This window comes from Brevundimonas lutea, assembly GCF_003704105.1.
GTDB lineage: Bacteria > Pseudomonadota > Alphaproteobacteria > Caulobacterales > Caulobacteraceae > Brevundimonas > Brevundimonas lutea.
On sequence record NZ_QUOQ01000004.1, the window covers coordinates 315,112 to 335,976 of the forward strand.

A 20,865-nucleotide genomic window follows, 5' to 3' on the forward strand; every position below is an offset into this window, starting at 1 on the left:
ATCTGCTGCCGATGGCCGACGACTCACCCCTCCCAGCAACCGCCCTCGCCGGCGCGGACCTGATCCGCGACGTGGCGCGGCGCGCGCCGGACAAGCCGGGGGTTTATCGCATGTACGGCGAGGACGGCGGCTGTCTGTACGTCGGGAAGGCCCGCAGCCTGAAGAAGCGGGTGATGCAGTATGCGCAAGGGAGGTTCCACACCAACCGCATCGGCCTGATGGTTTCGCTGACCCGCTCGATGGAGCTGGTCACCACGGCGTCGGAGACCGAGGCCCTGCTGCTGGAAGGCGGCTATATCAAGAAGCTGAAGCCGCGCTTCAATGTGGTGCTGCGCGACGACAAATCGTTCGCCGAGCTTATGATCCGGCGCGATCACCGCGCGCCCCAGGTTCGCAAGCATCGCGGCGCCCACACCATCCCGGGCGACTACTTCGGTCCCTTCGCCTCGACCTGGGCCGTCAACCGCACCCTGACCACCCTGCAGAAGGCGTTCCTGCTGCGGTCATGTTCGGACAGCGTCTATGAGAGCCGCACCCGCCCCTGCATGCTGCATCAGATCAAGCGCTGCTCGGCCCCCTGCACGGGTCTGATCTCGCTGGAGGACTATGGCGAGCTGGTCGGGGAGGCCGAGGACTTCCTGCGCGGAAAGTCGCGCGCAGTCATAAAGCGGCTGTCCGGCGAGATGCAGGCGGCGTCGGACGCCATGGACTTCGAACAGGCCGCGCGGGTGCGCGACCGCATCCGGGCGCTGTCCGCCATCTCGATGGAGAATTCCGTCGACGCCGAGGGCATCGCCGAGGCCGATGTCTTCGCCGTCTTCGCCGAGGGGGGGCAGGCCTGTGTGCAGGTCTTCTTCTATAGGGCCGGTCAGAACTGGGGCGGCCGGGCCTATTTCCCGCGCGTGGACAAGAGCGATGGCGACGCCGAGATCCTGGGCTCGTTCCTGGCGCAGTTCTATGAGGACAAGCCGGTCCCGCGCCTGATCCTGAGCAATGTCGCGCCGCATGAGCGCGAACTGCTGGAGGAGGCCTTCAGCCTGAAGGCCAAGACGGTGGACGGGCGCCGCGTGGTTTCAATCGAGACGCCCCGGCGCGGCGGCAAGCTGTCGCTGGTCAGCCACGCCCTGACCAACGCCCGCGAGGCTCTGGGGCGGCGGCTGGCCGAGAGCTCGGCCCAAGGCAAGATTCTCGACGAGGTGTGCGAGGCCTTCGGTCTAGACGGGCGGCCCGAGCGGATCGAAATCTACGACAATTCCCACATCCAGGGGACCAACGCCGTCGGCGCGATGGTGGTCGCCGGGCCGGAGGGGTTCAGGAAGAGCCAGTACCGCAAGTTCAACATCCGAGGCATCGATCTGACGCCCGGCGACGACTTCGGCATGATGCGCGAGGTGCTGACCCGCCGCTTCGCCCGCCTTGTCAAAGAAGAGGAAGCCGGAGAGCCGGTCGAGCGTCCGGACCTGCTGCTGATCGACGGCGGGGCGGGCCAGCTGGCCGAGGTGCTGAAGGTGATGGCCGAACTGGGCGTCGACGACATCGCGGTCGTGGGCGTGGCCAAGGGGCCAGACCGGGACGCCGGCATGGAGCGGTTCTTCATTCCCGGCCGCCCACCCTTTATGCTGCCGCTTAAGTCGCCCGCTCTCTATTATCTGCAACGGCTGCGCGACGAGGCCCACCGCTTTGCCATCGGCGCCCACCGCACCCGCCGCGCCATGGATGTGAAAAAGAACCCGCTGGACGAAATCGAGGGCGTCGGCCCCGGTCGCAAGAAGGCGCTGCTGCACGCTTTCGGCTCGGCGCGGGGGGTGTCGCGGGCGTCTGTGGTCGACCTGGAGAAGGTCGAGGGCATCAACCGCGCCTTGGCCGAGCGAATCTACGGGTTCTTTCGCAAGGGGTGATCGGCGTCGGTGGGCGTGCGGGCGCGACGGCGGTCCTTGCCCACGGACCGGCCGGCAACCACCGCGCCGTCGCCGAATTTCGCCCGGAGCTGATCGATGGTGCGTTCGGTCTTCAGCGCCCTCGCCTCACCCCCGTCGAACAGGCCGGCCGGCGCGTCGTCGGCGTCGACCACCTCGGCCAGACCGATGCCGATCAGGCGGTAGGGGCGGCCCAGCTCGGGCTTGAGCAGGGCCCGGCCGGCGGCGAACAGTCCCCGAGCGGTCTGCACCGGCTCGGCCAGGGTGACGCGCCGGGTGACGATCTTGAAGTCCGTGCGCCGCAGCTTCAGCACCACCACCCGGCTGGCTACGCCGTCGCGTCGCGCCTTGGACGCCAGCTTCTCGCACAGCGGCCACAGCTCGGCCTCCAGCGCCTCGACCTCAGCCAGATCGGTGTTGAAGGTGGTCTCGGCGCTCATCCCCTTCCTGTCATGCTCGGGGTTCACCGCCCGGGCGTCGCGGGCGTGGCTGAGGTCGTGAAGGCGCAGGCCCCATTCGCCATAGCGCTTGATCAGGGCGCGCGCGTCCTCCGCCGCCAGATCGCCTACGGACGCATAGCCGTCGCTGCGCAGGGCCTTGGCGAACACCGGCCCCACTCCCGGCAGGATCGACACCGGCTTGGGCGCCAGCAGCGCCTTGGCGCCCGCCGCCCCGATGACGGAAAAGCCGCGCGGCTTGTCCAGTTCGGAGGCGACCTTGGCCAGGAAGCGGTTGGGCGCCAGGCCGATGGAGACGGTCAGGCCGGTGTCGGCCTCGATGCGGTTCTGCAGTCGCACCAGCTGCAGCGCCGGCGGCCCGCCGTTCAGCCGCTCAGTTCCACTCAGGTCCGCCCAGGCTTCGTCCAGCGACAGGGTCTGGACCAAGGGCGTCAGGTCTTTCAGGGCCCCCAGGATACGGCGGCTCTCGGCCACGTACTTCTGAAAGTCCGGCTTGATGACCACCGCCTCGGGGCAGGCCTTCAGCGCCTTGAACATCGGCATGGCCGAGCCGACGCCGTACAGCCGCGCGACATAGCAGGCGGTCGACACCACCCCGCGGACCCCGCCGCCAATGATGACCGGCTTGTCGCGCAGCTCCGGCCGGTCGCGCTTCTCCACCGAGGCGTAGAAGGCGTCGCAGTCCATGTGGGCGATGCTGAGGGCGTGGAGCTCGGCATCCGCGATCACCCGCCGCGAGCCGCAGGCGTCGCAGCGCGTCAGGACACGGTTCGCCACGGCCTCGCAGTCGCGGCAGATCGTCTGGATGCGACCATGTTCGGGATGCGCCATCGGCATAACCCCACCTTAAAGGGTTCCGTGCGATCCGTCCTCGGGAAGGACGGGATTCAGAGCCGTCCGCAGCCGGGTTCGACATGGCCAAGACCGTCCTCATCGTCGAGGATAACGAGCTGAACATGAAGCTCTTTCATGATCTGCTCGAATCCCAGGGGATCGCCACGCTGCAGACGCGTGACGGGCTGGCGGCCATGGGAATCGCGCGCGCGCATCGACCTGACCTGATCCTGATGGACATTCAGCTGCCCGAAATCTCGGGGCTGGAGGTCACCAAATGGCTCAAGGACGACGAGGACCTGGCCTCAATCCCCGTTATCGCCGTCACCGCCTTCGCCATGAAGGGCGACGAGGAGCGGATCCGCGAGGGCGGCTGCGAGGCCTATATCTCCAAGCCCATCTCGGTCATGCATTTCCTGGCGGTGGTCAAAAAGCACCTGGGGCTGCCGACGGACCAGGCCGCATGACGGCGCGCATCCTGGTCGTCGACGATGTGGAGGCCAATGTCCGTCTCCTCGAGGCCAAGCTGACGCTGGAATACTACGACGTCATCACCGCCACCGACGGCCCCGGAGCCCTGTCGGCCGCGGCGCGCGAACAGCCGGACATCGTCCTGCTGGACGTGATGATGCCCGGAATGGATGGGTTCGAGGTCTGCCGCCGGTTGAAGGCCGAGGCCACGACGAAGCACATTCCCGTGGTGCTCGTCACCGCCCTGGACGGCCGCGAGGACCGCATCCGGGGGCTGGAGGCCGGCGCCGACGATTTCCTGACCAAGCCGCTGGACGACGTGGTGCTGTTCGCCCGCGTCCGCAGCCTGAGCCGGCTGAAGCTGGTCATGGACGAACTGCGAGAGCGCGAGGAATCGGGCCGGAAGCTGGGTCTGACCGAGGGCGTGGCGCGGCTGAAGGGCTCCGGCGGTCGCGTCCTGATCGTCGACGATGACGCGCGACAGGCCCAGCGCATCTTCGACGAGCTGGCCGGCGAACATCGGCCGGTGATCGAGACCGATCCCGGCAACGCCCTGCTGTCCAGCCGAGGGCCGGTCGATCTGCTGATCCTGTCGGCGGTATCCGACAACTTCGACGGACTTCGCCTGGCGGCGCAGATCCGTTCGGCGGAGGTCACGCGCCACCTGCCGCTGCTGGCCGTGATCGACCCCGACGACCGCCCCCGCCTGATCAAGGCGCTGGAACTGGGCGTCAACGACATCCTGGCCAAGCCGATCGACCCCGAGGAGCTGTCGGCCCGCGCCCGCACGCAGATCCGGCGCAAGCGCTACACTGACTTCCTCAGGGAAAAACTGGACTTCAGCCTGGAGATGGCTGTCACCGACGCGCTGACGGGACTGCATAATCGCCGCTACATGACCGGCCAGCTGCAGGCACTGGTCGCCCGCGCGGCTCACGGCGGCGATCCGGTGTCCGTGCTTGTGCTGGACATCGATCACTTCAAGGCGGTCAACGACAGCTTCGGCCACGACGCCGGCGACGAGGTGCTGCGCGAGTTCGCGGTTCGGCTGGCCACCAATGTCCGCGCCGTCGACCTGCCGTGCCGGCTGGGCGGCGAGGAGTTCGTGGTGGTCATGCCCGGCACCAGGCTGGAGGACGCCCACCGCATCGCTGACCGCATCCGACGCGATGTGGCCCAGACGCCGTTCCGCGCCATGGGCGGCAAGGAGCTGCTGTCGATCACCGCCTCCATCGGCGTGGCCGCCACGACCGGTCCGTTCGATACGCCGGAATCGGTGCTGAAACGCGCCGACGAGGCCGTTTATGAGGCCAAGGCGTCGGGCCGAAATCAGGTCAAGGCGCGAGCCGCTTGACGGTCACGCCGCCAGTTCGGCGATGGACCGGTCGGTCTCGGCGATGGCAGCCTCCCTGTGTTCCGGGCTGATGAGAATGCCTTCCGTGACGACGAACTCCGGGGTCACCCCGATGAAGCCGAAGACGAACCTCAAATAGCTTTCCAGGTGCTCGGCGTCCGCCATCGGCGAGCCCGGCCCATAGGCGCCGCCGCGCGACACGGCGATGATCACCCGCTTGCTTCCCGCCAGGCCTTCCGGCCCCTGCTCGGTGTAGCGAAAGGTCTTGCCGGCGATCAGGATGCGATCGATCCACGCCTTCAGCTGGCTGGAGACGGTGAAATTATACATCGGCGCGCCGATCACCACGACGTCGGCCGACAGGAACTCGTCGAGGATCGCTGTGCTCGCATCGGGCGGCGGCAGGTCGGCCAGGGTCAGATGCCCCAGGGGGTCGCTCGCCAGGTCGTGATAGGTCACCTCCAGCGACGGGCTCAGACCGCGTAGCCTGGCCACGATATCCGCCGTCATCTTGCGACTGACCGACCCCTCGCCGGTGATCGCCGAATCCAGGTGCAGCAGTTTCATTGTGTAACTCACTTCCGTTTTGTGCCTGGGCCGGAGATGAGCTAGGGAGATGTCGCCCACAAGACGGCACATCGCGGTAACCGAAGGCACATCAGAGTGACCGACAGCAGCGACCTCCTCGCCCATACGGCCGAGCAATGCCTGCGGGTCAGCGACGTGCTGGCGCGGGTCGGCGACAAGTGGAGCGTGCTGGTGATCGCCGCCCTGGGTCAGCGGCCGCATCGCTTCAACGAACTGAAGCGCGCCATCGACGGCGTGTCCCAGCGGATGCTGACCCTGACCGTCCGGGGGCTGGAGCGGGACGGCTTCATCACGCGCACCGTGACGCCCAGCATCCCGCCCCGGGTCGACTACGCCCTCACCGACCTGGGGAGATCGGTTCTGGAGCCGACCCGGGCCATGGGCGAATGGGCACTGGCCAACCGGGAGGCCGTGGAGGCCGCGCGCCGGGCCTACGACGCGCGCCCGAAGGATGCGGCCTAGAGAAAAGGCGGTGCTGCAGGCCGTCTAGGCCGCGAGCAGCTTGCGCCCTTCGGCGCATGCGCGCGACAGGGTGAGGGCCAGCAGTTCCGGATCGATCGGCTTGGTCAGGAAGGCCTCGACGCCGACGGCGGCCCAGGCGGCGCGGTGGGTGTCCATGGCGTTAGCGGTCAGGGCGACAACGGGGGTGCGGGCGTTGGCGCCGCCGGCGCGGATGCCGCGCGTGGCGTCCAGTCCGTCCATCACCGGCATCTGCATGTCCATCAGGATGGCGTCGAAGCGCTGGACGCGGGCGGCCTCGACGGCCTCCTGGCCATTCTCGACCAAAGTCAGGACGCAGCCGTGGGGCTCCAGCAGCAGTTTGAGGATGCGGCGGTTCACCTCGTGATCCTCGGCGGCGAGGATGTGACGCCCCTGAAGGCTGGCGCCCTCCGGCACGACCTTGGCGCGGTCGGCGTCGCCAGCGGCGACCGCAACGGGCAGCTCCAGTCGGAACAGAGAGCCCTCGCCCATCACGCTGGTCACGGTCAGGGCGCCGCCCATCACCTCGGCCAGGCGACGGCTGATGGCCAGGCCAAGCCCGGTGCCGCCGTAGCGCCGGGTGGTGCCGACCGACGCCTGTTCGAAACTGGCGAAGACCTGCTCAAGCCGATCCGCGGGAATGCCGACGCCGCTGTCCTGGACCTCGAAGGCCAGTCGTCCGGCATCGCCGGTCGTCATGACCCGCACGGTGATGTCGCCCTCGCGGGTGAACTTCACGGCGTTGGACAGCAGGTTGAACAGGATCTGCTGCAGGCGTAGCGGGTCGGTGCGGATGATTTCGGGCGCCTCCGAGTCGACCTCGATATGCAGCCTCACGCCCTTGGCGTTGGCCTTGGGCTCCCACAGACGGGCCAGGGCGGCGACCTTGGGTCGCAGCGGCATGTCGGCCGCCTCAAGCTCCATCTTGCCGGCCTCGATCTTGGAGAAATCCAGCACGTCGTTGAGCAGCCCGACCAGCACGTCGCCGGCGTCGAGAAGCATGCCGACATGCTCCTTCTGATCGGCGCTGAGGCGGGTGCGGCGCAGCAGGTTGGCGGCCGAGATCACCGCGTTCATGGGGGTGCGGATTTCGTGACTGATGACGGCCAGGAAGTCGGACTTGGCGGCGCTGGCGGTTTCGGCGCGGGCGCTCTGGGCCTCAGCTTCCGCGCGGGCCGCCTCAAGGTGTTTGGTCTGGCTGACCATGCGGCGCACCGAGGCGACCAGATGAGCCAGATAGAGCACGCCGCCGATCATGATCAGGAGGCCGCGCGGCTCGCGCTCGGCGACGGCGCTGATCAGCGGCAGACCGAGGAAATAGGCGCCGGGCGGCAGGCAGCCGGCCAGCAGCAGGCCCTTGTCGGAATTCATGTGATAGCTGACGTGCAGCAAGCTACCGGACACCTGGATCAGGCCGAAGATCTGGCCCGCCGGCCCGCCCTCGAACCACAGATAGATGGCCAGGCCGGAGTAGACGATGGCGTTGGTCGTCATGCCCAGGATGGGGACCAACGCGCGCCAGCCCCGGCCCTCCAGCGTCGGATCGCGCCGGAAAGGCCGGAACACCCACCAGTCCAGGCCTTGGCCCAGAAAGACCAGGCCGAACCAGAGCATCGGGATCGGTCCCGGCGCCAGGAACCAGGCGGTCACGCCGATGAACACCGCCAGCAAGAGACGGGTCGGCATTTCCCGGGTACGCCCGGCGGCGATGACGCCGTAGGCGCTGGCGGCTGGTTGAGCCATGCGTTTCTCCCCAACCTTCGGGTATCAGTGAAACGCAAACGAACCCTTTCCGAGCGGTCGCGGTCCCGGCTAAGGGAACGGCGACGCCGGGGCGGGCGTTAGCCCGAGGTTACGGGGGAGACCTGATCATGAAGCACCATCTGACCGCCTTGGCCGTGCTGGCGTTCGCGGCCTCGGTCGCCGCCTGCGATGACGGCGCGGATTACGACGACGCGCCGCCCCCGCCGCCCGTGGTCGAGGAGCCCATGGCGCCGTCCGCCGAGGACGTCGCGGCTGAGGCCGCCGCCGAGGCGCCCGCCCCCTCCCCGCCCGTCGACGCCCTGCCGCCGGACGAGCGTTCCTCGGAAGAAACCGTTCAGCCCGAGAGCGAAACCCTGTTCTACTGATGTCTCGGTGGACGCCGGGGGGCGTGTGGGAAGCGTGATTTGAGAGTTTCGTCCTGGCTGCCCGCGCTCGGCGCCCTGGCTCTGGCGATGCCGGCGACGGCTGTGGCCGAGCCTCGCGCCCAGGTGCGAGGCGAGATGGACGACGCCTTGCGCGAGCAGATCGAGACCGCCGTCGGCGAGGTCGACGCCGCGATCGAGAATCGCTTCCAGGCTCGCCGCCGAGCCCAGCAGGCGGCGGAGTCGGCCGAGGCCCTGCTGCGTTCGGAGGGCTATTATCAGTCCCTGATCGAGGATGTGATCGAGGGCGAAAACCCGCCCCAGGCCATCGTCGACATCACGCCCGGCCCCCGCTTCACCCTGGACGAACCGCAGGTCTTGTGGATCGAAACGCCGCCTGATCCGGAGGTCGGCGCTCAGGCTATCGCCGAGAACGGCCTGGAGCCTGGCGAACCGGGCCGCGCCGTCGAGGTCATCGCCGCCGAGGGCCGCATCGTCGCCGGCCTGACCCGGCGGGGCTATGCCGACGCCGAGGCCGACGAACGTCGGGTGGTGGTGGATCACGCCACGCAGCTGGTCTCGCCCACCTATCGGATAAACTCAGGGCTTCTCGTTCGACTGGACGGCATCGATCTGCAGACACGCGGCCCGACCAACCCCGCCTGGGTCAGCGGTCTGGCGCCGTGGGAAGAGGGCGACGTCTACGACCCTGAAGACGTGGCCGAGCTGGAGCGGCGCCTGCTTGAAACCAACGTCTATGACGGCGTGGCCGTCGCCCTGTCGCCGATCGACGCCACCCGCGAAGATGGCTTAAGGCCCATCGTCGTCACCCTGACCGACCGGCCGCGCCGGGTGCTGGAGGCGGGTCTCTACGCCTCGACCAGCGAGGGCGTCGGCGTCGACGGGCTATGGACCTGGGTCAACCGGTTCGGGCGGGCCGACACCCTGCGCTTCCGGGCGCGGGCCGCCACTATCGACAGCCGCATCGGCGCGGATCTCTCTATCCCGCACTGGCGTCGGCCGGGGCGGACCCTGACCCTGGGCGCGTTCGCGGTGAACGAGACCACCGACGCCTATGACCGGATCGCCGTCACCGCCCACGCCGATCTGCGCCAGCGGCTGGGGCGGACCTCGTGGTTCCGCTACGGCGTCGGCCTGGACGCCGGCCAGTACACCGAGAACCGCTTCGATCCCGTCACCCAGACGCCGATCACCCTGGATCGGAACCTGGCGCTGCTGACCGGGCGCGGCGGCTTCTACATGGACCGGTCCAATGATCCGCTGAATCCGACCCGGGGCTGGCGCGTCTCGGCCGACGTCCAGCCGACCGCCGTGGCCGGTGACGACTCCCTGGTCTTTCTGCGCACCGAGGCCCAGGCGACCGCCTATCTGCCGATCCGCGACGGGGGCCGGTCGGTGCTGGCCGGCCGGGTCAAGATCGGCTCGATCGTCGGCGGCGAGGAACTGACCATCCCTTCGGATCGGCTGTTCTATTCAGGCGGCGGCGGTTCGGTGCGCGGCTATGAGTTCCAGGGCGTCGGGCCACGCCTGCCGGACAACACGCCGCGCGGCGGCCTGTCGGTGTTCGAGACCTCGGTCGAGTACCGTCACGACATCGGCGAAAGCTTCGCCGCCGTCGGCTTCCTCGACGCCGGGTCGATCGGCTTTCAGGAGACGCCCAACCTGTCGAACATGCGCTACGGCGCCGGCTTTGGGGTGCGCTATTATCTGCCGTTCGGGCCAGTGCGGGCCGATGTCGCCTTCCCACTGAACAAGGCCGAAGGCGACCCCGACTTCCAGCTCTACATTTCGATCGGACAGGCGTTTTGACCGATCAGCCGCCGCCCGAAACCGGACCCGACGAAGCGCCTCCGCCAGCGCCCGACAGCTCGCCCGCCCACAAGCGCCGGCGCTGGGCGCGGATCGGCTGGCTGCGGCGCGAGCGTGAGAAGAAGGAAAAGCGCAAGCGCACCCTGATCCAGTCGCTGGCCTTCTTCGGCGGCATCGGTGTGGCGCTGCTGATCGGCGTGGTGGTTCTGCTGCTGGTGGGCGGGCGGTTCGCGGTGCTGTCTCCGGGCGGTCGCGACCTGGTCATGGGCTTCGTGACCGGGACCGAAATCGGGCCCTACGGCACGCTCGACATCGAGGGCCTGGAAGGCGACCTGTTCGACGACTTCACCATCCGCCGCGCCACGGTGACGGACGCGGAGGGCGTGTGGCTGGAAGCCCGCAACATTCGGGTCGACTGGTCCTACTGGCCGCTGGTGCTGCGCCGGTTTCATGCGTCAGAGATCGACGCCGAGCTGATCCGCGTCATCCGCCGGCCGATCGCCGAGCAGCGGCCGGAAGAGCCTTCGCAGCCTTCTCCGCTCAGTTTCGATATTGACCGCTTCTCGGCGAACATCGAGCTGATGGAGGACTTCAGCCAGGAGTATGGCCGCTGGAACCTGGCCGGCGAGGCCAACATCCCCCGCATCGGCCTGAAGACCGCGCGGGTGGAGGCCAATTCGCTGAGCCGGCCCGGCGACTTCCTGCGCGCCAATGTCACCTTCGGCGAGGGTGTCGATGAACTGCGTGTGGACGCCCAGGCCCAGGAAGCCGCGGGCGGCCCCCTGGCGGGCTCGTTGGGATATTCGCCGGATCAGCCCTTCCTGCTCCGCGCCCTGGTCGATGGCGAGGTGGTGGACGCGGTGGTGCGGACCGGCGAGTTCACGCCCCTGACGGTCAGCGGGCGTTACGGCGCCCAGGGCTCTCGCATCTCGGGCTATTTCGACTTTTCCGGCTCGGACCTGCTGCAGCCGTTCGTCGAGCGCATCGGCCGCACCGCACGGTTCGGCTTCGCCACCATTCCCGCCGCCGATACCGATTTTCAGGGCGTGGCCTGGCGGCTGATGAGCGAGAACTTCAACTCGCGCGCCCAGGGCTTGATCCGCCTGGCCGATCAGTCCGCGCCGGACGGGATCGAGGTCGAGGTGACGACGCCGAACCTCAGCCGGATGATCGGCAGCCCGGTGGCCGGACCGGCGGCCTGGGTGGGAACTTTCGTCGGCGACGCCCAGCGCTGGACGCTGGACGGCGCGGTCAGCCTGCAGAACGCCAATCTGGCCAGCTATCGCGCCCAGCGGATCATGGGCCCCCTGACCATCTCGGCTGCCGACGGCCGTTTCGACGTGGTCGGCGACATCGTCGGGCGCGGCGGCTCGGGCGAGGGCATCATCGGCGGCCTCCTGGGCTCGCAGCCACGCGTCCAGCTGGACGCCACCCGCATGGCGGACGGGGCGGTGTTGCTGAATCGCGTCACCGCGCGCGGCCAGGCCCTGCTGGTCGACGGCCAGGGCTCGCGCAATCTGGGGGGCGGCCTCAGCTTCCGGGGCGACGCGCGCGTCACCGATCTCAGCCGGATTCAGCCCGGCGCCTCGGGCGCCTTCGGCGGGCCGATCCGTGCGGCGCAGGCCGAACCGGGTGCGCCCTGGACCCTGAATTTCGACGGACGCGGCGCCCGCGTCGTCACCGGCATGGACGAACTGGACCGTCTGCTGGGCCGCACCCCTCGCCTGCAGCTGGTCGGCAATTTCAACGAGGGGCGGATCACCGTCGATCGCGCCGAACTGACCGCCGCCAACGCCCGGGCCGGGGCCCGAGGCCTGATCGAACCGGAGGGCCGGCTGAGGCTGGCGCTGGACTGGAACGCCACTGGTCCGTTCGGCGTCGGGCCGGTTGAGATCGATGGCGACATGTCCGGCGAAGGCGCCCTGACCGGCACCCTGGCCCAGCCGCGCGCCGACCTGACCGCCGAGTTCGATCGCATCGCCGCGGCCGGCCTGATCCTGACCAACGCCGACCTGACCCTGAGCTTCCGCAAGGGCGCCAACAGCTCGGACGGGCGCATCGCCGTGACCTCCGGCTCGAACTATGGCCCAGCGCGAGCCTCGGGCGACTTCTTCCTGACCGAGGGCGGGGTGCGGCTGTCAGGCGTCGATCTGGACGCCGGCGGCGTGACCGCCCAGGGCGACGTGGCTCTGACAAACGGCGTGCCGGCCTCGGCCGATCTCAGCTTCACCGCCGGACCCGGCGCCTTCATCCAGACCGGAGAGGCCCGCGGCCGCGTGCGTCTGACCGAAGGCGCGGGGTCCGAAACGGCGATCCTGGACGTCACCGCCACCAACCTGAGGCCCGCCGGGCAGGACATCACCATCCGCAATCTGGCGCTCAGCGGGCGCGGCACGCTCAGCCGCCTGCCCTTCACCCTGGTGGCGGACGTCGGCGGGGACACGCCGGTCCAGTTCGACGGCTCCGGCGTCTATTCGCGGCAGGGCGACAATCAGAGCGTGACTCTTCAAGGCGCCGGCGAGGTCCGTGACATCGCTTTCGAGACCCGCAGCCCCCTGGTCGCCGCCCTCGCCGGCGACGGCCGCGTGGTGCGGGTCGATCTTGGCGTCGGCGGCGGCTTCCTGACCGGCGAGTTCCGCCAGGACTCCGAGGCCGCGAACATCCAGGCCAATCTGGATGGGGTTCAGGTGGGCGCCATCGCCCCCGACCTGCGTGGACGGGTCACGGGCCAGGTCTCGCTGCGCGGCGCCGGCTCTGATCTGGGCGGCACGGCCAATGTCACCCTGGCCGGCCTGCGCAGCGTCGACGGGCCGGAAGAGGTGGCCATCGACGGCACGATCAACGCGCGTCTGCAGGGCGACAGCCTGGCGATCCAGGCCCAGGCCGAGGACGCCGGCGCCGTCCGCGCGGTCGCTGATGTGGTGCTGCCGGTCGAGGCCTCGGCCGCGCCGCTGCGCCTCGCCATCGCCCGCACCCGCGCCATGTCCGGCGACGTCTCGATCCAGGGGCAGGTGCAGCCCCTTTGGGACGTCTTCTTCGGCGGCGAACGGACCCTGGCGGGTCGGATCGACGCCGAAGCGAGCCTGGGCGGTACTCTGAACGCGCCGCGCCTGAACGGCCGGCTTAACGTCGCCGACGGCGCCTTCCGCGATTCGGCCACCGGCCTGAGGCTGGAGCGGCTGCAGCTGACCAGCCGGTTCGACGACACCATCGCTGTGCTGGAAAGCCTGACCGCCACCGACGGCGGGCCGGGCACCGTCACCGGCTCGGGCCGGCTGGGCCTGCGCCAGGGCTCCGCCTCCAGCCTGCAGCTGGATCTGGCCAATTTCCGCGTCATCGACAACGAGCTGGCCGAGGCGCGCGGCTCGGGCGAGATCACAGCGCTGCGGGCCGAGGACGGCGCCATCCGTCTGGACGGCGAGCTGCGCGTCGACGAGGCCGAAATCTCGACCAACGACCTGCCCGGCTCGAACGGCATCGTGCGCATGGATGTGATCGAGGTGAACAAGCCCGGCGTCGATCCGAACGCCGAGCCCGACCCGCCGGGCCGTCCCTCGCCGATCGCGCTCAACATCGACCTGACCGGCCGCGAAATCTTCGTGCGCGGGCGCGGTCTCGACGTCGAGCTGTCGCTGCGCGCCCGGGTGCGCGGCACCATCGCCGAGCCCCAGCTGACGGGCACGGCGCGCGTGGTTCGGGGCGACTACGAGTTCGCCGGCAAGCGGTTCGTGTTCGATGACGCAGGCACCATCGCCCTGTCCACCGATCCGGAGCGCATCCGCCTGAATCTTCGCGCCGAGCGCGAGGACCCGGCCCTGACCGCCGTCATCGTGGTCACCGGCACGGCCGCCTCGCCCGAGATCGAGCTGACCTCGACCCCCGAACTGCCCCAGGACGAAATCCTGTCCCAAGTGCTGTTCGGGCGATCCGCGTCGCAGCTGTCGGCCTTCGAGGCGGCGCAGCTGGCCTCGGGCGTAGCGTCACTGGCGGGCGGCGGCGGCTTCGACGTGATCGGCAACATCCGCGAACTGGCCGGGCTGGACCGGCTGTCGTTCGGCGGCGAGGCGTCGAGCCTGACCGTCGCCGGCGGCCGCTATCTGACTGACGATATCTATTTCGAGATCATCGGCGGCGGCGAAGGCGGCGGCGCGGCGCGGGTCGAGTGGCAGGTCCGTCGAAACATCGCCGTCGAGAGCCAGTTCGGCGGCGACGGCGAGGCCACCCTGTCGATCCGCTGGCGCCGCGAAAGCCGCCCGCCAGGTGGGCGTCGCGACCGCAGGCCGAACCGCGACTGATCAGGCTTCCGGCAGAACGACGCGGGTGAGGCGCCAGGCGAACAGGCCCTGGCGGGTCATGATCAGATCGACCGACTGATCCGGCTCGGCAGGATCGAACACCCGGGCGCCGAAGGTGTTGAGGTCGCGGTAGCTGTAGCGGACCTCGGTCTCGTCCTCGAGCTCTGACGGATTGGCGGCCTCAGGCGCCGGAACGGCTGCGCCCGGGTCGGGCGCCTCCGCCGTGCGGACGATGGCGGCGATGGCGTCCGGGGTGACCACGGCGTCGACCGCGCCGTCGATCAGGGCTGGGGCCAGCAGCAGGCCCAGACCCGCCAGCGAGCCGCTCAGCCGGTCGTCGCCGAGCTCGCGACGAAGACGGTCCTGCAGTTGCGCCTTGAGATCCTCGCGCACGGCAGGGAAATCGACGCGGCGCTCCAGGCCCTCGACATCCCCCGACCTGGCGTCGGCGACCAGGGCGCGCGCCGCGAACACGGGCGACACGGTGTAGACCCCGACGAAGGCGACCACAGCCAGCCCGACCAGGCCAAAGACAACCCGCTTCTTCGCCATCACGCCACTCCCGATACACACGCCGTCCTAGCGCCGCGCGCGGGCGCGGGTTCCGCTCCGGCATGGTTGGCCGAACAAGAGCGCCAAGGCAAACGCGGGGTCCGCGGCCGGTTGACCCCGATCGCGGAACCCGGCCTCCTGCCGCCCTCATCGTTCCGGGGAGCTACAATCGATGATCCGCGCCGCCGCCTCCGCCCTCGCCCTGATCCTCGCCGCCACGCCGGTCGTCGCGCAGACCACCGGGCCGCAGGGAGCGGTCCAGATGCGTCCGGCTGCCGCCGCCGATCCCGTCCTGGCGTCGATCCTGACCGATTATGAGGCGTATCTGCGCCGGGTCGATCCGATCTCGGCGGGCATGGAGGGCGATCGCGAGGCGCTCAGCCGCCTGCCCGATCCGTCACGCGAGGCGGAGCTGCGCAACGGCGCCGAACTGGAGGGGTTCACCCAGCGTCTGAGCGCGATCGACGCGGCCGGTCTGAGCGATGCCGACCGCCTGAATCACGCCTTCCTGACCTATGTGATCCGCCGCTCCCTGGATCGCATTCCTCTGGACACCGGGCGGCTGGACGCCTTCAGCTCCGAGGGCGGGCCGGGCCAGACCTTCGGCTATCTGGCCAGCGTGACCCGCATCGCCACCCGCGCCGACGCCGAGGCCTGGATCGCCCGGCTGGAGGCGGCCCCGGCCTATTACGCCGCCGTGCTGGATCACGCCCGGCGCGGCCTGGAGAGCGGTCTGGTCCAGCCCCGGCCCTCGGTCGAGAACGCCCTGAGCCTGATTGAGCCCGAGGCGGCCCTGACGCCCGAGATAGATCCGCTGCTGGCGCCGTTCGAACGGCTGCCCGCGTCAATCCCCGAGACCGAACAGGCGGCCTTGCGTGAACGCGCGGCGCGCGCCGTGGCGGAGGGTATCATGCCCCAGCGCCGGGAATGGGCGCGGTTCCTGCGCGAGGACTATCTGCCCCGCGCCCCAGAGGAGTTAGGGCTGGTTCATCGGCCGGGCGGCCGCGACCTGTACGCCTATTTGGTGCGCAGCTTCACCACCACGGACATGACGCCCGATGACGTCCACGCCCTGGGCCAGGCCGAGGTGGCCCGCATCCGCGCCCGCATGGACCAGGAGATGGCCGCCGCAGGCTGGCAAGGGGACTTCGCCAGCTTCCTGCAGCACCTGCGCACCGATCCTCAATTCTACGCCCAGACGCGCGAGGATCTGCTCGAAAAGGCGTCGGAAATGGCCAAGCGGGCCGACGACGGCCTGCCCGCCCTGTTCGGAACCCTGCCGCGCCTGCCCTATGGCGTGCGGCCCGTCCCCGCCGACATCGAGGCCAACTACACCACCGGCCGCTACTTCCCCGGATCGATCGAGAACGGCGTGGCCGGCGGCTATATGGTCAACACCGCGCGGCTGGATCAGCGCCCGCTGTACGAACTGCCCGCCTTGACCCTGCACGAAGCCGTGCCCGGCCATCACCTGCAGATCGCGCTTCAGCAGGAGGCGGGCGAGCAGCCCTACTACCGCCGCACCGTCGACGTGACGGCCTTCACCGAAGGCTGGGGTCTCTACGCCGAGTATCTGGGCGAGGAGATGGAGTTCTATCGCACGCCCGAGGAGCGTTTCGGGCGGTTGAGCTACGAGATGTGGCGCGCCTGCCGGCTGGTGGCCGACACGGGCATCCATTGGCTGGGCTGGGACATCGAACAGGCCCGCGCTTGTTTCCGCGACAACTCGGCCTTGGCCCCGCACAACATCGAGACCGAACTGCAGCGCTACATCAGCTGGCCCGGCCAGGCGACGGCCTACAAGATCGGCGAGATTCGCCTGAGGGAAAATCGCGAGCGGGCCGAGGCCGCGCTGGGCGACGCCTTCGACGTGCGGGACTTCCACGACGCCCTGTTGGTCGACGGGCCCCTGCCGATGGACCTGCTGGACCAGCGCATGGCGGCCTGGATCGCGGAGCGGCAGGCGGACGCGCGCTAGGCGGCGTCCTTCTCCCACGGCGCGGCCGGACCGGTGGCGACCGCCAGCCGCTCATAGGCGTCGGGCGCCTTGCGCAGCACCTCCTCCATGAAGTTGATACAGGTCATCTTCACGTGCGGTTTCCTGAGGGTCCACAGCCGCCAGGCCACGTCCTTGGGTTCGGCCTTCGCGGTCCACCCGACCGGAAAGTGAACCACGTCCTTGGCGTCGCGCGTCTCGACGGCGTCATTGGCCAGCAGGCGATGATGGCAGAAGCTGACCGGCCACCACTGGCCACGGTCGCGGAATCTCGGGCGGGCGTTGTCGACAAACCCGGCGGGGTCGGCGGCATAGCTCTCGGCCAAAGGAGAGACGCGCATCGGATAGACCGCGTGGCCCGGCGAGAAATAGCGCGCCCGATCGCCGGCGGCGCGGTCCACGCCCCTCAGCTTGTTCTCTTCGTGAAAAGCCAGCTCGGTCTTCGCCGAGGCGTCGGTCCAGCGGCCCCGCAGGACGGTGCGGCCATCCTCGGCGAAGAAGTCGCCGGGCTCGACCGGACCGGTCAGCATCATGTCGTCATTCAGATAGAGGAAGCGCTCGGCCAGTCCCTCGATCCGCCACAGCATGGTCTCGATGGAAAGCGAGTTGAAGGTCGGAAGCAGGTCCTCGTGCCCCCGGAACACGTGACGGTGGCTGACCAGCCGGACGCCCTGTTCAGCGGCGATCTCAATATCCAGGAAATCAGGGGTCTGGTCGTCGGTCAGCAGCCAGATGGTGCGCAGCCAGGGCGCATGATTGCGCAGCGATCGCAGACAATGGCGTAGCTCACCATTGTCCCGGAAGCGCCGCATCTTGGTGGCCAGGTCCAGCTCCGAGCCAGGCTCGGCCTGCGGCTGAAAGCGGGCGCGGGCAGTCATGTGGGCCGGATCGGCGCCGTCGACCCAGGTCACCACCGCGTCGATATCCATCAGTCGTCTCTCAGTCGCAGCGCCAGGGTCGGCCGATCAGTGATGATCTGGCGCACAGGCTGGCCCAGCCAGAAGCGCAGGTCGTCTTCGTCATCGGCGTTCCAGACGCCCAGCCGACCGGGCGCGATTTCAAGCAGCCACTCAAGATTGGTGCGCGCCAGCAGACTTTCCAGGCTGATCACGCACCCGGGGATGCGCAAACCACGCTCGACCAACACCTCAAGTCCCCCCACCATCCAGCTGGTCGACAGCTGTATGGCAAGGGCTGTTCGCAAGCCGGGACACGTGGTGACCGCGCACTCAAGATCGTCTGCGCGGAAACTGGTGATAACGAGACGATCGGTCAGGCCGCGCGCCGCCGCCGCCTCCAGGCAGCGTTGAACCAGTCCGTCCGGGACACGCCCGCGGTGGTCGGTCTTGACCTCGAGATGGAGTTCGAGCCGCGGATCGGTTCCCAAGGCTTCGAGGGCGTCGTCCAAACGCGGCGGGCCTTCGGCGGCGCCGCGCACCTTCAGCGCGGCCAAGGCCTGCGCTGTGTGGACCGCCACGGCGCCGTGCCCATCCGTCGACCGGTCGAGCCAAGCGTCATGGTGGATGATGAGAACGCCATCGCGGGCCTGGTGAACATCGAATTCGACGCCATCGATTCCCGAGCCCACGCACGCGCGGAAGGCGCCCAGTGTGTTCTGGGCCTGCTCCGCCGCTCCGCCCCGATGGGCGATGATGCGCGGTCGACCGGGGAGGTGCGCCTGATCTGAGTTCATGGGGTCTCGCGGCTGGCGGCGTCAGGTTGCACTGCGCCGCGTCCTAAGCCAAGGAACGGCTGCTGAGCGCCATTTTGTCGCGCCCAATGAAGGATTTCGCCTTGAGCAGCTCCGCGCCGAAGGGCCTGGCCCGCCGACTGTCGCGTCTTCTGGGCGAAGCCCCCGGATCGGCGCCCTCGCACGGCGGCGACGCTCCGAGCGCGGTGGCTTTTCCCGCCGGGTGGAAAGCGATCACGGCCCGCGAGGAATGGCGCGACTTCGACGTCACGACGCTCGGTGACGCGGTCGAGATTTCCGCCGAGATGACGGCTCCGGATCCGGGCTCGGAGCGTTCGGTGGTGGCGCGGGTGCGGGCGTTCGACGCCGCCGGCGAGCGGCTAGATGACCGCCTGAACGGCTTGCGCAGTTCGAGCGCGGCCGGGCGTTACTTCTACCCCCTGGAGTTCGTGCGAAGCGGCGCCTTCCGCTTCACCCTGCGGCTGCCGCGCGGAACCAGCAAAATCGCCGTCGCCATCCAGTTGTGGCGACGATCGGACACTGCGCCCTATGGCCATGGCGAGCTCACGGTGCAGGCCACGGGCGCGGCCACGCCGAATACGTCCGCCCATTCCGCCTATGACGGGCTGAGCGCTGAGGAGCAGCGACGGCTGGCGGAGAAAGAGCTTCGGTTCGCGCTGAGGAAGTATGCAAACCGACTGCTCAACACCACAGCGCCGCTCTATCGCGATGAAGCGCCCTTCGGTGAGCCTTTGGTCGAGTATCTGGCCCATGTCGAACAGTCGTCGGCGGTCGCGGAGCGACTGGCGATGCGGCGGCTTCGGGCCGGCCGGGACGAGGACGCCTTGGCCCTGTCAAACCTGGCCAAGCTGACGCCCCTGGACCGTGCGCAGGGACGACGTCAGTTGCACGGCTGGGCCGACCGCTTCGCCGATCGGCAGACGGCCCGACCCAGCGTGGGAGCCAAAAGCGTCGTCTACCTGCTGCACAACGCCCAGCCCTTCGATTCGGGGGGGTACGCCATGCGCGCACACGGCTTGCTGCGTGGTTTCCAGAAGGCGGGCTGGTCGGTGCATCCCTTCGGCCGGCCCGGCTATCCCGGCGACAAGGGGCGCGGCGGCTACGACGTGACGCAAGAGACTGTCGATGGCGTCACCTACAATTTCCTGCCCGACGATGCCGGGATCGATGACCGCGACCAGGTCGCCTATGTCGATCGCTATGCTCGCGCCGTGCTCAGCCGCCTGGGCGACACGCCGGTCGGTTATGTGCAGGCCGCCTCGTTCTTCCAGAACGCCTTCGCCGGGCGATTGATCGCCGACAAGCTGGGCGTGCCTCTGGTGTATGAGATGCGCGGCATGGATTGGCTGACACGCGGGTCGGCCGACCGGCGCTGGATGGGATCGCCGCAGGAACAGGTGGCGCGCGAGCTCGAGATCAAGGCCGCCAAAAGCGCGGATCACGTCATGGCGATCACCCAGGCGCTCAAGGACTGGCTGGTCAGCGAAGGCGTGGACGCGGACCGGATCAGCGTCCTGCCCAACGGCTGCTCTCCGGACCAGTTCGCCATCCCCGAACGGGATACGGAGATCGTCGAAGAGCTGGAGCTGGCGCCGGACACCACGGTGGTCGGCTATGTCGGGTCCGTGGTCGGTTATGAAGGTTTGCCAGACCTGGTCGAGGGCGTGAAACTGGCTCGGGAACTGTCGGGCCGCGATATCCGTCTGCTGGTCGTCGGCGATGGCCTTGCCCTCGCCGACCTGCGCCTGGCGGTGGCCGACGCAAACGCCGGCGGTTGGGCCATGATGACCGGACGCGTCCCGCATGCCGATGTGGTGCGGTATTACTCCGTCATCGATGTCGTCGCCCTGCCCCGCAAGGATCAGCCGGTGACCCGAATGATCTCGCCACTGAAGCCGCTGGAGGCCCTGGCGATGGGCAAGCCCCTGATCGCTACCGACGTCGCCGCGTTGCGCGAAATCGTCGACGCATCGAACGGGGGGGTCGTGGTGCCGAACAAGGCGGTTCACGCCCTGGCTCACGCCATCATCGACGTGGCCGAGGCCAGGCAGGAGAAGGGCGAGGCCGATCTCCGCGCCGAAGCCGAGGCCCGCAGACAGTGGGCGACGACGGAGCGGGACTGGACGGTGCTCGCCGAGCGTGCGCTCACGGAAATCGAGGCCGCGTTTCCGCCCGGTGCGGCCAGACCGCGCCTCGGCGCGCGATTGGCGCCAAGCTGAGCCGCAACCCTTTGACAGGCGGCGCCGTTAGACGG

At 69.0% G+C, this 20,865-nt stretch carries 15 protein-coding genes; 9 read left to right on the top strand and 6 right to left on the bottom strand.

Annotated features, from left to right (window positions below; all coding sequences use genetic code 11):
- The first annotated feature begins 11 nt into the window (after positions 1-11).
- Positions 12-1,898 (top strand): excinuclease ABC subunit UvrC, encoded by a 1,887-nt coding sequence (gene uvrC / locus EES48_RS08860; RefSeq protein WP_122466019.1) that lies wholly within the window; start codon positions 12-14, stop codon positions 1,896-1,898.
- Here the strand turns inward: uvrC and EES48_RS08865 are convergent.
- Positions 1,874-3,205, bottom strand: a complete 1,332-nt coding sequence (locus tag EES48_RS08865; protein WP_122466222.1) for a DNA polymerase IV — start codon at positions 3,203-3,205, stop codon at positions 1,874-1,876. The two genes, uvrC and EES48_RS08865, sit on opposite strands and share 25 nt — an antisense overlap.
- Positions 3,206-3,288: 83 nt before the next feature.
- On the opposite strand from EES48_RS08865, the gene EES48_RS08870 reads away from it, so the two are divergent.
- Positions 3,289-3,675: a response regulator gene (locus EES48_RS08870; protein ID WP_122466020.1), complete on the top strand. Its 387-nt coding sequence runs from the start codon at positions 3,289-3,291 to the stop codon at positions 3,673-3,675.
- A complete protein-coding gene (locus EES48_RS08875; RefSeq protein WP_122466021.1) occupies positions 3,672-5,033 on the top strand; it encodes a PleD family two-component system response regulator in 1,362 nt (453 codons plus the stop codon). Before EES48_RS08870 ends, EES48_RS08875 begins: the two co-directional genes overlap by 4 nt.
- Positions 5,034-5,036: 3 nt before the next feature.
- On the opposite strand, the gene EES48_RS08880 is transcribed toward EES48_RS08875, so the two are convergent.
- Positions 5,037-5,600: an FMN-dependent NADH-azoreductase gene (locus EES48_RS08880; protein WP_122466022.1), complete on the bottom strand. Its 564-nt coding sequence runs from the start codon at positions 5,598-5,600 to the stop codon at positions 5,037-5,039.
- A 96-nt stretch (positions 5,601-5,696) separates the two neighbouring features.
- Here EES48_RS08880 and EES48_RS08885 point away from each other — a divergent pair, with 96 nt between their 5' ends.
- Complete coding sequence (locus EES48_RS08885) at positions 5,697-6,083, top strand: winged helix-turn-helix transcriptional regulator (protein WP_240623289.1); 387 nt, start codon at positions 5,697-5,699, stop codon at positions 6,081-6,083.
- Between the two features lie 24 nt (positions 6,084-6,107).
- On the opposite strand, the gene EES48_RS08890 is transcribed toward EES48_RS08885, so the two are convergent.
- Positions 6,108-7,844, bottom strand: a complete 1,737-nt coding sequence (locus tag EES48_RS08890; RefSeq protein ID WP_122466024.1) for an ATP-binding protein — start codon at positions 7,842-7,844, stop codon at positions 6,108-6,110.
- Between the two features lie 128 nt (positions 7,845-7,972).
- On the opposite strand from EES48_RS08890, the gene EES48_RS08895 reads away from it, so the two are divergent.
- From EES48_RS08895 to EES48_RS08905, 3 genes are read left to right on the top strand one after another with little or no spacing between them, the layout of a single operon-like run.
- Positions 7,973-8,230, top strand: a complete 258-nt coding sequence (locus EES48_RS08895; RefSeq protein WP_122466025.1) for a hypothetical protein — start codon at positions 7,973-7,975, stop codon at positions 8,228-8,230.
- Positions 8,231-8,269: 39 nt separating this feature from the next.
- Positions 8,270-10,057: an autotransporter assembly complex protein TamA gene (locus EES48_RS08900; RefSeq protein ID WP_240623290.1), complete on the top strand. Its 1,788-nt coding sequence runs from the start codon at positions 8,270-8,272 to the stop codon at positions 10,055-10,057.
- Positions 10,054-14,352 carry a translocation/assembly module TamB domain-containing protein gene (locus EES48_RS08905; protein ID WP_240623291.1) on the top strand — a complete coding sequence of 1,433 codons (4,299 nt, stop codon included), beginning with the start codon at positions 10,054-10,056 and terminating at the stop codon, positions 14,350-14,352. Before EES48_RS08900 ends, EES48_RS08905 begins: the two co-directional genes overlap by 4 nt.
- On the opposite strand, the gene EES48_RS08910 is transcribed toward EES48_RS08905, so the two are convergent.
- Entirely contained in the window at positions 14,353-14,904 is a 552-nt protein-coding gene (locus EES48_RS08910; RefSeq protein ID WP_122466026.1) for a DUF2939 domain-containing protein, read from the bottom strand.
- Between the two features lie 172 nt (positions 14,905-15,076).
- Between EES48_RS08910 and EES48_RS08915 the strand changes: the two genes are divergently transcribed.
- Entirely contained in the window at positions 15,077-16,882 is a 1,806-nt protein-coding gene (locus EES48_RS08915) for a DUF885 domain-containing protein (protein ID WP_122466027.1), read from the top strand.
- On the opposite strand, the gene EES48_RS08920 is transcribed toward EES48_RS08915, so the two are convergent.
- Positions 16,879-17,829 (bottom strand): stealth family protein, encoded by a 951-nt coding sequence (locus EES48_RS08920; RefSeq protein ID WP_122466028.1) that lies wholly within the window; start codon positions 17,827-17,829, stop codon positions 16,879-16,881. The two genes, EES48_RS08915 and EES48_RS08920, sit on opposite strands and share 4 nt — an antisense overlap.
- Positions 17,829-18,593, bottom strand: coding sequence for a glycerophosphodiester phosphodiesterase family protein (locus EES48_RS08925; RefSeq protein WP_122466029.1), 765 nt, complete (start codon positions 18,591-18,593; stop codon positions 17,829-17,831). The genes EES48_RS08920 and EES48_RS08925 overlap by 1 nt, the downstream gene beginning before the upstream one ends.
- Positions 18,594-18,694: 101 nt before the next feature.
- On the opposite strand from EES48_RS08925, the gene EES48_RS08930 reads away from it, so the two are divergent.
- Entirely contained in the window at positions 18,695-20,830 is a 2,136-nt protein-coding gene (locus tag EES48_RS08930; RefSeq protein ID WP_162998096.1) for a glycosyltransferase, read from the top strand.
- The last annotated feature ends 35 nt before the right edge of the window (positions 20,831-20,865 follow it).

Coding starts and splice junctions, on each gene's coding strand:
- uvrC (WP_122466019.1), top strand. CDS start 12: ATGGCCGACGACTCACCCCTCCCAGCAACCGCCCTCGCCGGCGCGGAC.
- EES48_RS08865 (WP_122466222.1), bottom strand. CDS start 3,205: ATGGCGCATCCCGAACATGGTCGCATCCAGACGATCTGCCGCGACTGC.
- EES48_RS08870 (WP_122466020.1), top strand. CDS start 3,289: ATGGCCAAGACCGTCCTCATCGTCGAGGATAACGAGCTGAACATGAAG.
- EES48_RS08875 (WP_122466021.1), top strand. CDS start 3,672: ATGACGGCGCGCATCCTGGTCGTCGACGATGTGGAGGCCAATGTCCGT.
- EES48_RS08880 (WP_122466022.1), bottom strand. CDS start 5,600: ATGAAACTGCTGCACCTGGATTCGGCGATCACCGGCGAGGGGTCGGTC.
- EES48_RS08890 (WP_122466024.1), bottom strand. CDS start 7,844: ATGGCTCAACCAGCCGCCAGCGCCTACGGCGTCATCGCCGCCGGGCGT.
- EES48_RS08895 (WP_122466025.1), top strand. CDS start 7,973: ATGAAGCACCATCTGACCGCCTTGGCCGTGCTGGCGTTCGCGGCCTCG.
- EES48_RS08910 (WP_122466026.1), bottom strand. CDS start 14,904: ATGGCGAAGAAGCGGGTTGTCTTTGGCCTGGTCGGGCTGGCTGTGGTC.
- EES48_RS08915 (WP_122466027.1), top strand. CDS start 15,077: ATGATCCGCGCCGCCGCCTCCGCCCTCGCCCTGATCCTCGCCGCCACG.
- EES48_RS08920 (WP_122466028.1), bottom strand. CDS start 17,829: ATGGATATCGACGCGGTGGTGACCTGGGTCGACGGCGCCGATCCGGCC.
- EES48_RS08925 (WP_122466029.1), bottom strand. CDS start 18,593: ATGAACTCAGATCAGGCGCACCTCCCCGGTCGACCGCGCATCATCGCC.